Genomic DNA, 12,869 nt, shown 5'->3' on the forward strand with positions numbered 1-12,869 from the left:
GCGGCGAGCGGCGGGGCCGTCGGTCTGGCAGGGCTCGGCGGACGGTCCCCTGTTGGGTCAGGCCCTGTAAAATCGGCACCCACCCAACCCCAGGAACGTCCCGCATGGACTCTCAAGCCCCGGATCGCAGCGCTCTGGTGCCGCTGGCCTATCACGCAGCGGTGGTCGACTACCTGCGTCGCCACGAGCCCGAGGTCTGGCGCTGGGCCAGCACCCGCGCGACCGGCGCCGATCACCGCGAGGCCTTGCGCTCGATGCTGCTGCGCGATACCTACCGCATCGAGGCCGACGCGCATGCCGACGTGCACGCGGCGCTGGCCGAGGCGATGGCGCGGCTTGGCATCGAGGCGCGCGCGACGCTCTACCAGTCTCCGGGCCGGGACATGAACGCCTCGCTGGTCTACGTGCCGGGCGAGGTCCACATCGTCCTGCAGGGGCCGCTGCTGGAACGGTTGGCGCCGCCGGAGCTGCTGGCGGTGTTCGGCCACGAACTGGCGCACTACCTGCTGTGGTCACGCGACGACGGCCAGTTCCTGGTGGCCGACCGCATCCTGAACGACGCGCTGGCCGCGCCGGGCGCCAGCGCCAGCCATCGCGAGACCTGGCGCCGCTACGCGCTGCACACCGAGCTGTTCGCCGACCGCGGCGGCGCCGTGGCCGCGGGTGCGGTGGCGCCGGCGGTGTCGACGCTGGTCAAGGTGCAGACCGGCATGGGCAGCGTGGACGCCGCCGCCTACCTGCGCCAGGCGGCCGAGATCGAATCCCTCGAAGCGGGCGCGAGCGCCGCCCACAGCCATCCCGAAACCTTTATCCGGGCCCGCGCGCTGGCGCTGTGGTGGGACGGGGCGGCCGATCTCGATCCGTGGATCGAAACCCGCCTGCATGGCCCGCTGGCGCTGGAGAAGCTGGACCTGCCGGGACAGGTCCGCCTGCAGGCACTGACGCGCGGCTTCCTCGCCCACTTCCTTGCCGGCACGGCGCTGGCGAGCGAGGCGGTGCTTGCGCAGGTGCGGATGATGTTCCCCGACTGGCGCGACGACGAAGCGGCGATCGGTCCCGAGGGGTTGGGCCCGGACGTGGCCGACGACAGCGTGCGCGGCTACCTCAACGCGCTGATGATGGACCTGGCGCTCGCCGACGCCGACCAGCAGGACGCGGCGCTGCTGCGCGCCGGTGAGGTGGCGCAGGCGCTCGGCAGCCTGGAAGCGCTGCAAGGCAACCTGCGCCGCGACGCCGGCTTCGGCAAGCGTGAACGCGATCGTTTCCAGCGCCAACTTCACCGCCAACGGGCCAGGGAGGGCCGGGCATGACTGACAGCACGACCCACGGCACGAGCCCGATTCCCGGTACGACCGGCAGCAGGGAGCGGCGCGAGCCCGGCACGCTGCGCGCCCTGATCGACGCGCAGGCGGGCGCGGCGCTGTCCACCGACGACGTCCTGGTGCTGATGCTGCCGCTGTTTGCACAGGTCGCGGCGCTGCACGCGCAGGGCAGGGTGGCCACGCTCGATCCCGACAGCATCCTGGTGGACGAGGACGGCGGGCTGCGCCTGCGGCGGCCCGATGGCGACGCGCCCGTGATGGACATCGGCGCGGTGCATCGCGTGCAGCCGCATCCGGCCTCGGGCCTGAACATCGTTGGCGCGCTGCAGCTCGGCCACGCCGACGACGGAGAGCGCGACCAGACCGACCTGGCGCTGCAGCTTGACGCTGCCGCGCCCGTCAAGCGCCCGGTCTACCTGCCCGGCCCGGCCAGCTGGGAACGGCTGGTCGGCCACCACGACGAGATCGGCGACGTCTTCCTGCTGGGCATGGTGCTCGCCAGCCTGGCCTGCGGCCTGGACTTCGCCGACGAGGACGACCTGCGCAGTTTCGTGGCGCAACGCCGCAACCTGTTCCTGATGCACGAGCGGTTGCATCCGATCGTCGCCGCGGTGATCGTCGAAATGACCGAGATCAACCGCCACGACCGCGCCACCGATGTCGCAGCGCTGGCGACCCGGCTGCGCACATGGCGTGACCAGCCGCTGGGCCTGGACGTCGAACGCGCACTGGCCGGCACGACCGGCGCCGCGCCGCGCCGCGCCGCCGTGCTCACGCATCTGCGCGACCGCCTCTTCGATCTGTCGCGGCGCAACCGCCTGCTGCACTTCCGGCCGACCGCGGCCACCGTCAACGTGACCGTGGCCAGCGTGCCGCTGATGCTGCAGATCGAAAGCGTGCGGCCCGAGCATATCTGCACCTGGGGCGGACCGTTCGCGGCCGACCTGGTGGCGGGCAAGCCGGTGTCGCTGCAGCACTGGCTGCGCTTCGAGGACCAGCCCTACCTGCCGGCGTCGCTGGACCGCCTGATCGCCGAGACCCGCCGCGACCGTGCCGAGTACGGCTTCAGCAACCTGCGCCTGGTGGTGGCGTTCCTGCGCTGGCACAACCTGAAGGAGGCGCCGGACGAGCGCATCGTGACGCCGCTGCTGTGGCTGCCGGTGGAACTGGTCAAGCGCAAGGGCGTGCGCGACCAGTATGTGATCCAGTGCGCGGGCGGCGAGGCCGAGTTCAACCCGGTGCTGCGCCACTACCTGAGCCAGCTGTACGACATCCGGCTGGACGAGACCGTGGATCTCGGCAAGACCTCGCTCGAGGAGATCCATGCCGGCATCCTCGCGCAGATCCGCCGCTCGGAGCCGTCGGTGGAGCTGCGCCTGGTGGACAAGGCCGCGGTGCGGCTGGTGCGGCAGAAAGCGCTGCAGCGGATGCAGCAGTTCCAGCGCCGCAAGCCGGGGACGGCCACCGCGCGCACCGGTGGCTGGCTGCCGCCGTACAGCTATGCGCAGGACGACTACCGGCCGCTGGGACGCGCGCTGTTCGAGCACTGGGTGCGGCCGAGCGAGCTGCCGCAGCGCTTCGAGGCGGGCGCCGCACCGGGCGCCGGTCCGCGCCAGCCACACATGAGCGGCCCCGCCGCCGCGGAAAGCGATGAGCGCCAGGGCTACGTGCTCGAGGAGTCCGAAGGCCACCGCTATGCCTGGGACCTCGACCTGACGCAGGTGACGCTCGCCAACTTCAACTACCGCAAGATGTCGCTGGTGCGCGACTACGCGCAGCTACTCGACGAGCCTGGCGCCAATCCGGCGTTCGACCGCGTGTTCTCGATCGAGCCGCGCGACGTGGAGACGCAAGCGCCCGCGCCGCTCGCACCGGCCGAGCAGTGGAACGTGGTGGCGGCCGATGCGACGCAGAACGCCGCGGTCGGCCTCGCGCGCAGCCAGCGCAGCTTTATCATCCAGGGCCCGCCGGGCACGGGCAAGTCGCAGACCATCACCAACCTGATCGCCGACTACGCCGGACGCGGCAAGCGCGTGCTGTTCGTCTGCGAGAAGCGCGCCGCGCTCGATGTGGTGTTCCACCGGCTCAAGCAAAGCGGGCTGGACTCGCTGTGCTCCCTGATCCACGATTCGCAGACCGACAAGAAGGCCTTTATTGCCGACCTGCGCGTCTGCTACGAGCAGTGGATCGCGCAGCCGCACGATGGCGACGCGCTGGCTGCGCGCCGCACGCAGGTGGCCGAGGCGCTGGCCGCATACCAGCATCGCATCGACGCATTCGAGTCGGCGATGGCCAGCGCGCCCGAGGCGCTCGGCGACAGCGTGCGCGCGTTGCTGCGCCGCGTGGCCGCGTTGCCCGCTGTGCCCGAGGCAGGGCCTGCACTGCGCGAACGCCTGCCGGCGCTGGCCGCATGGGACCGCCAGCGCGATCTCGCGCACCGGGTGCATCGCGCGATGCGCGAGCGGTTCGGCCTGGACAGCCTGGCCGCGCATCCGTTCGCGCGCCTGTCCCCGCAACTGCTGGCCGACGAGCGCGCCTATGGCCGCGCCGAGCAGCTTTGCCATGACGCCGAGGCGCTGTTCGATGCGCTCGACCCGCTGCTCGACAATACCGCGAGCCTGACCGGCCAGGACACCACGCTGGAACTGGCACGCGCGATTGCGGCCGACAGCCAGTGGCTGCTCGACACAGGCCTCGCCGCGCATCTGGACCTGCTCGATCCGGCCTCGCCGGCGCAAGCCGCGCTGCGCGAGGTCCGCGCGGACCTGGAGCGGCGCGCGCAGGCACTCGCCGGCGCGCAAGCCGCAACGTCGAACTGGCAGGACAAGCTGAGCCCCGGCGATACCGAATCGGCGCTGGCGCTCGCGCGGCGGCTGGAGCCGTCGTTCGCGCGCTGGCTGCAGCCCGCCTGGTGGCGGCTGCGCGGCGAACTGAAGCGCCGCTACGACTTTGGCAAGCACGCCGTCCATCCGGGCTACGGCAAGGTGCTGGCAGCGCTGGCCGCCGAGCACGCCGCGAGCGCCGCGCTGGCGGCGGCCGATGCCGACAGCCGCCGGCGCTACGGCGTCAGCGAGATGCAGGCCTTCCTGCGCGCGCTCGGCGAACTCGAGCAGCGCCTGCAGTCGGGCGCAGGCCCGCGCGAACTGGTCGCGCACCTGCGCCAGGCCGTCGATCCGGTCGGGGCGGCGCGCGCCGAGGCCGGTGCGCGCGAGGCGCTGGAGAAGCTCGCGCAGCGCGTGCGCGACGGGCTGGTGCTGGCCACCGACGCGCGCCTCGGCGATATCGCCGAACTGCTGCGCGACCTGCGCGAGGCGCTGGACGACTTGCCCGACCTGTTGCCGCTGTTGCGCGCGGTGCATGCGGGCGACCCCGCCTGCGCCGCCACGCTGCAGTGGCTCGACCATGCGCCGGCGCAACTGGAGGCGCTGGTCGCCGACGAGGCGCTGCGCCGTCTCGCGCGCGAGAATCCGATCGTGGCGCGCTTCGGCGGCGCGGCGCTGGCGCAGGCCGCGCGCGCCGTGGCGCAGAGTCAGCGCGAGCTGCTCGCGCTGAACGCCCAGGTGGTGCGCGCCACGCGCCACAAGCAGTTCGCCGAGCATGTGCGCGTGTCCTCGCTGTCGGCCACGATGCTGGACGCCGACGGCAAGACGTTCAAGAAGCAATACGCCACGGGCCGCCGCGAACTGGAGCATGAGTTCGGCAAGAGCATGCGCCACCGCTCGATCCGCGACCTGTCCGACGACGAGACCGGTCTCGTCATCAACGACCTGAAGCCGATCTGGCTGATGAGTCCGTTGTCGGTGTCCGACACGCTGCCGCTGTCGCCGGACCTGTTCGACGTGGTGATCTTCGACGAAGCCAGCCAGATTCCCACCGAGGAAGCCGTGCCGGCGCTGAGCCGTGCACGCCAGGTGGTGGTGGTCGGCGACGAGATGCAGCTGCCGCCGACGAGCTTCTTCACGGCCGGCGGCGCCGAGGGCGAGGACGAGATCGTCGTGGAAGAGGAGGGCGAACGCATCGCCATCAACCTCGATTCGGACAGCCTGCTGAACCAGGCCGCGCGCAACCTGCCCGCGACGCTGCTGGCGTGGCACTACCGCAGCCGTCACGAGTCGCTGATCAGCTTCTCCAACGCCGCCTTCTACGACGGGCGCCTCGTCACCATTCCCGACCGCGTGCTGGAACAGGCCGAGGACGAGGCGGCGCCGCTGCGCTCGGACCAGCAGGATGCCGGCATCGCCGGCGCCGACGCGCTGCTGGCGCGGCCGGTCAGCTTCCACCGGCTGGCCGACGGCGTCTACGCGGACCGCCGCAATGCGCCGGAGGCGAGCTACATCGCCCGGACCGTGCGCGAGCTGCTGCGCCGCGAGACCGGGCTGAGCCTGGGCATCGTCGCGTTTTCCGAGGCGCAGCAGGGCGCCATCGAGTCCGCGCTGGAGGCGCTGTCCGCCGAGGACGCGGACTTCGCGATGCGCCTCGAGCGCGAGTACGTGCGCGAGGACGACGACCAGTTCAACGGGCTGTTCGTCAAGAACCTGGAGAACGTGCAGGGCGACGAGCGCGACGTGATCATCCTGAGCATCTGCTACGCGCCGGGACCGGACGGCAAGATGCTGATGAACTTCGGCCCGATCAACCAGCGCGGGGGCGAGAAGCGGCTGAACGTGATCTTCAGCCGCGCGCGCCATCGGATGGCGGTGGTGTCGACGATCCAGGCCGAGGCTATCACCAACGTGCACAACGACGGCGCGGCCGCGTTGCGTGCGTTCCTGCAGTTCGCGCAGGCCAGCGCGCGCGGCCAGTTCGAGCGCGCCCAGGCGGTGCTCGGCGCGCTGAACCCCGGCGCACGCGACGCCTTCACGCGCGAGCCAACGCCGGACAGCATCCGCGACGCACTGGCCGGGGCGCTGCGGGCGCGCGGCCACCAGGTGCACGCCAATGTCGGCCGCTCGCAGTTCCGCTGCGACCTGGCCATCGCCGCTCCGTCGGGGCAAGGCTACGCGCTGGCGATCCTGCTCGATGCGCCGTCCGAGGTGGTGACGGACACCGCCGAGCGCTATGTGTTCCGCCCCGGCATCCTGCGCGGCTTCGGCTGGCGGGTGCTGGACATCCCCGGCAAGGACTGGCTCGACGACCGCGACGCGGTGCTGGCCCGCATCGAGGCCATGCTGGCCGACGGCGAGGATCGCGCGCTGGACGTGGAGATCGGGATGCCGGCGCCGCTGACGAAACCGGCCGCCGTGCAGAGCGCTGCGTCAACCGCATCGACGGAAGGCCGCACGGACGCGGCGGCGGCATCGACGGCGCAGACGGAGCTGGTGCGGTCGCTGCGCTTCGAGCAGGGCACGTCGCGCAAGTTCTGGCGCGCCAGCGTGCGCGGGGCTGAGCTTTCCGTCACCTTCGGCCGCATCGGCAGCGCGGGACAGACCGGCGTGAAGGCGTTCGACAGCGCCGAGCGGGCCCGGCGCGAGATGGACAAGCTGGTGGCGGAGAAGCTGCGCAAGGGCTATGTGGAGGAGGGCGTGGACGATTAAGCGCTGCGGCGTGCGGGGCGGCATCGTGGACAGCGCAGCTCAGGCCGGCTCCCGCCGCAACCCGCGCCGCAACGTCTCCACCAACGCATCGCGCACTGCGGCGCTGGCATCGCTCATGCCAGCCACTTCCAAAGCGCCACCAAGTTGTTGTAGAATCCGCGCTTCGCTGAACGGCGATTCCCTGATAGCTCAGTCGGTAGAGCGACGGACTGTTAATCCGCAGGTCCCTGGTTCGAGCCCAGGTCGGGGAGCCAGCATGCGGGAGTAGCTCAGTTGGTAGAGCGCAACCTTGCCAAGGTTGAGGTCGCGAGTTCGAGACTCGTCTCCCGCTCCAAATATTCCGGCGCACTCGCGCCGGAGCGCACGCCCATGTGGCTCAGTGGCAGAGCACTCCCTTGGTAAGGGAGAGGTCGGCAGTTCGATCCTGCCCATGGGCACCATCCCCCATTCTTCGCTTCGGCATCCTTTGCCTGGTCCCGCCATCGACGGCGGCTGCATGCACCTGGCTCAGATCGCAACCCCCGCCTGCCGCCACCAATGGCCTGATCCGCCACGCCACGTTTCATTTTCTATACATACTTTTGCCGGTCTTTTTGGCTGAAGAGTGTGGCTTTACCCCAAATTCGTAGGTCGTCCATCGGGCCGATTCTCCATTCCAATTCCGCCAGCTAGATTGACCTCATCGTTGGCGCTTCCATCGCCAGCGACCTTTACGTACCGAGAAAAAGCCTGGGGAAGGGGGTCCACCATGAAACAAATCCATATGAAGCTGGCGGCCGTGCCGCTCGCCTGCCTGATCATCACGGTAGCCGGTTGCGGGGGCGGGGGCGGTGACTCGACGCCTGCCGCCGCGGCAGGACCGGGCGCGGCAGCGGGGACGGGGACGGAAACTGGGACGGGAACGCCAACGACGCCGACCAACGGCACGGCGAGCAGCAGCGCCTTGCTGTCAGGCACCACCGATCCGGGTCCCGAGGTCGGTAAAGACGGCGACTATTACCTGAATACCGTCACCTGGATGATGTTCGGGCCCAAGGCAAACGGCGTGTGGCCGGCAGGGACTTCGCTGGCCGGCCCGACGGGTGGAACCGGCACCCAGGGAGGTACCGGCAATACCGGCACGGCCGGCAACACCATCCTGTCCGGCTCGGTCGATCCGACCGACGGCGTCGGCAACAACGGCGACTACTACATCAATACCTCTACCTCGACCCTGTTCGGGCCCAAGGCGGACGGCACGTGGCCGCCGGGCGTCCAGCTGGGTGGCGGCACGGGATCGTCGGGCGGCGGCACCATCCTTTCAGGCACCGGCGCTCCGGACAACAGCGTCGGCAACAATGGCGACTTCTACCTCGACACCAGCACCTGGACCCTGTATGGGCCCAAGGCCAATGATGTGTGGCCTGCCGGGATCTCGCTGGTCGGCCAGACGGGCGGCAATGGCGGTACCGGTGGTACCGGGGGCACGGGGGGCACCGGCGGCAGTGGCGGGCATATCCTGTACGGCAGCGGTGCGCCGAGTGACTCGCTCGGTGTTGATGGCGACTTCTATTTCGACACCTCGACCTCGACGATGTACGGCCCCAAGCAGGACGGCAAGTGGCCGACCACGGGCGTGACCATGACGACAGGCACCGTCTACAACGGCAACTTCAACGTGCCGGACACGCTCAGCCGCGGCCGCTATGCCATGACCGGCGCCGGCGGTGCGGTTCCCCTGCCGTCTGACTTCGGCGTCATGATTCCCTACGACTGCAGCCGTGTCACGCTGACTGCCACCACGCTCGGCAAGGTGCAGGGGACGCTGGACATTTCGGTGCATAAGGTAACGGGATCCGGCGCTTCGGCGACCATCACGCCGATCGGCGACCTGAGCTGCAAGATCACCAACGGCCAGCAGATCTGTTCGGAGGAAGTGCCGTCCGGAACCGTCAACCACAGCGACAAGCTGCAGGTACAGGTTGACAACAACCAGGCCACCGACTGGGGCGGCCTCACTGTCAACCTCGCTTGCGCCAAGTAAGCTGGTTGGATCGGGGCGCGCGTCTGTCCAGCAGTGGCAGACGCGCGCCTCTGCGCATTTCGAACCGACCTTGAAGTGCGAAGCCTGGGCAGACGCGGCGTAGACATCCTCGCCGCCGGCCCGCTGCACCCACGTTGCCGCTCTGACATGCCGCCCGCTCGCAGCAGCCTGGCGTGAGCAATGTCAAAAAAATCCTCCGCTTCCGGGCCGCCGCTGTGTTGCATTGCAGTGTGATCGGCGGGTCGGGATGTGTTAAAAATGCGTGCCGCACGGCAGTGCGGCGCCGCATCGTTTCGGCCCGGTACGCGGCCCATCTCCTCTGGACGACACTAACGCACGGCATTCAGGATTTACGCCTGTTGAGGAAGCTGACATGACGCAATCTTATGCATTGCAGCACGCGCGACGTGTGTCATCCGCGGTCGACACAGCTTCATCCTGCCCGGCGGACACGCAATCGCGCCTGTTTCGCTCGTGGGCCCGCTCGCTCAATACCTTCCGGCTGGACCCCGGAAATACCTCCGGCCCGCGCGTGATCAGCGCCGCGGAGCTGAAGGACAGACGCAACAGTGCCGAAGCCCTGCTGCGCTTCTCTGGCCCGGTGGTGGAGCGCTTGCACGGCGTCGTCGGCACAGCGGGCTATTGCGTGCTGGTTGCCGATACGGACGGTGCCCTGATCTATTTTCGCGGGCAGGACGACCGCCGCAAGGAATATCGGCAGCACGGGCTATATCACGGCCGCTATTTCACGGAAGATGCCGAAGGCACCAGTGGAGTGGCCTGCGTCCTGGCCGACCAGGAACCCATTACCGTCCACACCGAGGATCACTTCAGGGCAGCTTTCACATGCCTGACCTGTACTGCGGCACCCATTTTCTTGCCATCCGGTGAGCTGGCCGGCGTACTCGACGTATCGGCCGTGCGCAGCAGCGAAAACCGCGACTCGCAAGCGCTGATCTATGGCTGGGTTTGCCAGGCTGCGGAAATGATCGAGAACGCCTACCTGCTGCACGATGCCACGGACCTGTGGACGCTGTACCTGCACCGCAGCCAGGACTATCTGAGCCTGTACCCCGAATTACTGATTTCATTCGACGATGCCGGGACCATCGTATCGATGAACCGGCAAACCCAAAGCACGCTGAGCGCGCTATATACCAGGATTCCGCAGAATATCCAGCATCTGTTCGACCTGAACGCCGGACAGGTTATCGACCTGACCAACGGCCCGGAGATGTTCCCGTTGCGCCTGACGCGCGGGGCAGGGCGCTTCTTTGCAAAACTGCGCCCGCCGCGCCGCGCCATGCGCACGATATCGCTGTTACCGGAACACCCGGCCACCATGCACGCCGCACCGGCCTCGGGCGCCATCGCCAGCCAACATCTCGTCACAGGGGACGCCCGAATCTCATCGCACCTCGCCCGCGCGCTGCAGATCGTCGACCGGCGCATTCCCATGCTGCTGCAAGGCGAGACGGGAACGGGCAAGGAGGCGTTCGCGCTCGCCGTACATCGCGGATCGCTGCGTGCGTCGCAGCCGTTTGTCGCCGTGAACTGTGCGGCGATCCCGGATACGCTGATCGAAAGCGAGCTGTTCGGTTACGCTGAAGGCGCGTTCACCGGCGCGAAGCGCAAAGGCCTCAAGGGAAAAATACGCCAGGCGGACGGAGGCACGCTGTTTCTCGATGAGATCGGCGACATGGCTTTACCGCTGCAGACGCGGCTCCTTCGCGTGCTCTCGGAAAACGAGCTGGTACCGCTGGGGTCCGAGCAACCGGTGCGGATCGATATCAACCTTATCTGCGCCACCCACCGGGATCTTGCGCGCATGGTTGCCGATGGTACCTTCCGGGAAGATCTCTACTACCGCCTGACCGGCGCTGTGTTTGCGCTGCCCGCGCTGCGCGAGCGCACCGATCTTGACGAGCTTGTCGCGTTTTTCCTGGCGGCCGAAGCCGAAGCGCACGGTAGCCGGCCGGTGCTGTCCGATGCAGCGACGGCGTGCATCCGCCGCTATCGATGGCCAGGGAACGTGCGCCAGCTGCGCATGGCCTTGCGGTACGCATGCGCGCTGGGCGCAACCCGGGGCGTCATTGCTGTCGAAGACCTTCCCGACTATCTGCGCGGCGACAACGCCGTCATGGCGTCACCGCAACCGCCGATCCCGCCGGTGGCCGCGCAGGCCGCGGACCTTCGCCCCAGTGAGCTTCTCGAACGCGAGCACATCGTCCAGACGCTCGCCTGCCACCACTGGCGCGTCAAGGAAGCCGCCAAAGCGCTGCGCATGAGCCGGGCAACCATTTACCGCAAGATGGCGAGATACAAGATCGCCTATCCGGGCCCGACATCATCGCCGGAATCCGCGTCCTTGTCTCAGGCGGACGAGACCAAATGAGGCACGGTGTCTCACCGTACGAGGCAAGCCATCTCACCCTGGTGCCTCAAGTGGCCGGCGCCAGCGCTCATCGGCCTCGTGCTGTATCGCAGCAATAGACCGGCGCAACCAACGCTTCAGCGCACATGGGCCCATACGCCCCGGCATTGCGTCGCAGCGTACGCAGGGCTGCGCACGCATTCGCTGCCGTCTCGATTCCACTTTGGCATGGTTAATGCGTTTTGACCCTGCACGAGGGCCATGCCATGCACGCTGCCGTGGCACCCGCATGGCCTGTCGTTCCCCATAACCCGATGGAGACAAAACCGTGAGCAACGAAGGATCGGTGCAGCAGTCCAGCATGAAAGCCGCCGTATGGCGGGGCAGACACGATATCCGCGTCGAAGACGTACGCGTACCCGACAGTCCCCCCGAAGGATGGGTAAAGATCCGCGTGCACTGGTGCGGCATCTGCGGGTCGGACTTGCATGAGTATGTCGCCGGCCCGGTCTTTATCCCTGTCGACCATCCCCACCCGCTCACAGGCCTGAAAGGGCAGTGCATTCTGGGCCATGAGTTCAGCGGCGAGATCGCCGAACTTGGCGCTGGCGTCACCGGCTTCAAGGTCGGCGAACGCGTCACCGCGGATGCCTGCCAGCATTGCGGAACGTGTTTTTACTGTACCAGCGGCCTGTATAACGTCTGCGAGAATCTTGCGTTCACCGGGCTGATGAACAATGGCGCATTCGCGGAGTACGTCAACGTGCCGGCGGAACTGCTCTACAAGCTGCCGGAGGGCTTCCCGACTGAGGCGGGCGCGCTGATCGAACCGCTGGCGGTAGGGCTTCATGCCGTGAAGAAAGCGGGCAGCATCGTCGGGCAGACGGTTGTGGTGGTCGGCGCCGGCACCATCGGCCTGTGCACGATCATGTGCGCGAAGGCCGCCGGTGCCGGCCGCATCATCGCGCTCGAAATGTCGTCGGCACGCAAGAAGAAGGCACTTGAGGTCGGCGCAAGCATCGTCATCGATCCCAGGGAATGCGACGCGATCGCGCAGCTCAAGGCGCTGACCGGCGGCTATGGCGCGGACGTGTCCTTTGAGTGCATCGGCAACAAGGCCACCGCGAAGCTTGCCATCGACGTTATCCGCAAGGCCGGCAAATGCGTGATGGTGGGCATCTTCGAAGAGCCAAGCTCGTTCAACTTCTTCGAGATCGTATCGACGGAAAAGGAAATCATCGGATCCCTCGCCTATAACGGCGAGTTCGCTGACGTGATCCGCTTTATCGCCGATAGCCGCATAGACGTGCAGCCGCTCATTACCGGGCGAATCTCACTGTCCGACATTGTGTCGCATGGCTTTGAGGAGCTGGTCAACAACAAGGACGGCAACGTCAAGATCATCGTCCAGCCAGTTGCCAGCCCGGGAAGTTGACGCTCGCCTGATTCAAGCGCCGCGTTGTCCCACGCGGCGTTCGGCCCCCATCATCGGGAGGATCCCGATGGTGGGGGCGCGCTATGGATGGGGGCATTTCAGGGGGAGGGCAAAAGCGGCGAAACGTGGTGGCGTACGAGACATCCGCGCCCATTACCCTCGTCTCAGCTAAAATCGGCTC

The 12,869-nt window shown here is 68.0% G+C and carries 5 protein-coding genes and 3 tRNA genes; all 8 read left to right on the plus strand.

Going from position 1 to position 12,869, the window contains the following annotated elements; all coding sequences use genetic code 11:
* The first annotated feature begins 104 nt into the window (after positions 1–104).
* Complete coding sequence (locus AB1I47_RS04835; protein WP_354682632.1) at positions 105–1,310, plus strand: M48 family metalloprotease; 1,206 nt, start codon at positions 105–107, stop codon at positions 1,308–1,310.
* The gene (locus AB1I47_RS04840) at positions 1,307–6,856 is read left to right on the plus strand and encodes an AAA domain-containing protein (protein ID WP_354682633.1); all 5,550 of its coding nucleotides are present in this window, start codon (positions 1,307–1,309) and stop codon (positions 6,854–6,856) included. The genes AB1I47_RS04835 and AB1I47_RS04840 overlap by 4 nt, the downstream gene beginning before the upstream one ends.
* A 178-nt stretch (positions 6,857–7,034) precedes the next feature.
* Positions 7,035–7,110, plus strand: a tRNA-Asn gene (locus AB1I47_RS04845).
* Positions 7,111–7,114: 4 nt separating this feature from the next.
* Positions 7,115–7,190: transfer RNA gene (locus AB1I47_RS04850), tRNA-Gly, on the plus strand.
* Positions 7,191–7,221: 31 nt separating this feature from the next.
* Positions 7,222–7,296, plus strand: a tRNA-Thr gene (locus AB1I47_RS04855).
* Between the two features lie 308 nt (positions 7,297–7,604).
* Entirely contained in the window at positions 7,605–8,879 is a 1,275-nt protein-coding gene (locus tag AB1I47_RS04860) for a hypothetical protein (RefSeq protein WP_354682634.1), read from the plus strand.
* A gap of 373 nt (positions 8,880–9,252) precedes the next feature.
* Complete coding sequence (locus AB1I47_RS04865) at positions 9,253–11,274, plus strand: sigma-54-dependent Fis family transcriptional regulator (protein WP_354682635.1); 2,022 nt, start codon at positions 9,253–9,255, stop codon at positions 11,272–11,274.
* Positions 11,275–11,614: 340 nt separating this feature from the next.
* A complete protein-coding gene (locus AB1I47_RS04870; protein ID WP_354682668.1) occupies positions 11,615–12,688 on the plus strand; it encodes a 2,3-butanediol dehydrogenase in 1,074 nt (357 codons plus the stop codon).
* Positions 12,689–12,869: the final 181 nt, after the last annotated feature.

The sequence above is a fragment of the Cupriavidus necator genome, from assembly GCF_040578825.1.
GTDB classification, from domain to species: Bacteria; Pseudomonadota; Gammaproteobacteria; order Burkholderiales; family Burkholderiaceae; genus Cupriavidus; species Cupriavidus necator_E.

Excerpts from the sequence above, each read along its gene's own strand:
- AB1I47_RS04860 (WP_354682634.1), top strand. The coding sequence starts at position 7,605 with ATGAAACAAATCCATATGAAGCTGGCGGCCGTGCCGCTCGCCTGCCTG.
- AB1I47_RS04865 (WP_354682635.1), top strand. The coding sequence starts at position 9,253 with ATGACGCAATCTTATGCATTGCAGCACGCGCGACGTGTGTCATCCGCG.
- AB1I47_RS04840 (WP_354682633.1), top strand. The coding sequence starts at position 1,307 with ATGACTGACAGCACGACCCACGGCACGAGCCCGATTCCCGGTACGACC.
- AB1I47_RS04870 (WP_354682668.1), top strand. The coding sequence starts at position 11,615 with ATGAAAGCCGCCGTATGGCGGGGCAGACACGATATCCGCGTCGAAGAC.
- AB1I47_RS04835 (WP_354682632.1), top strand. The coding sequence starts at position 105 with ATGGACTCTCAAGCCCCGGATCGCAGCGCTCTGGTGCCGCTGGCCTAT.